Source organism: Frankia sp. AgKG'84/4, assembly GCF_023242965.2.
Lineage (GTDB): Bacteria > Actinomycetota > Actinomycetes > Frankiales > Frankiaceae > Frankia.
This window is the reverse complement of sequence record NZ_JALKFU020000729.1, coordinates 1-529: the sequence shown is the minus strand read 5'-3', so window position 1 is coordinate 529 and position 529 is coordinate 1. Positions and strand designations below refer to the sequence as shown.

At 77.9% G+C, this 529-nt stretch carries 1 protein-coding gene; it reads left to right on the top strand.

Going from position 1 to position 529, the window contains the following annotated elements; translation table 11 throughout:
• The coding region (locus MXD58_RS24830; RefSeq protein WP_250610065.1) for a thioesterase domain-containing protein at positions 1–529 on the top strand (529 nt) is incomplete at both ends.

Here is a 529-nt window from a genome sequence, read left to right as displayed (position 1 = left end):
GACCCCGGCCGGCCTCGCCGCCCTGCTGGCCTCCCAGCAGGGCGACGCCGAGCGTCATCCGACCGTGGTGCCGCTGGTCGCGGACGGCGCCGGCGCACCGCTGTTCTGCTTCCCGGAGGCCGGGGCGCCCGCGATCGCCCTGCTGCCGTTCGCCCGGCACTTCGCCGGCCAGCGGCGCGTCTACGGACTGCAGGCACACGCCCTGGAGCGCCGCGGCCTGCCCGACTGGTCGGTGTCGGCCGCCGCCCGTCGGCATGTGGGCGAGATCCGGCTGCTCCAGCCGGCCGGCCCCTACCTGCTGTTCGGGCACTCCTTCGGTGGCCTGATCGCGCTGGAGGTGGCGCGGTTGCTCCGCCGGGCCGGGCACGAGGTCGCGCTGCTCGCCCTCGTCGACACCTACCTGCCAGGCACCGCCCGCCTCACCCGCTCGGGAGCGATCATCCCGACCAGCCAGCTGGAGGGGCCGCACCCGGACCGGCCGGCCGGCGTTCCCGATGGGCGGGGCCGGGGCCCGCTGGCGGCCGGCGAC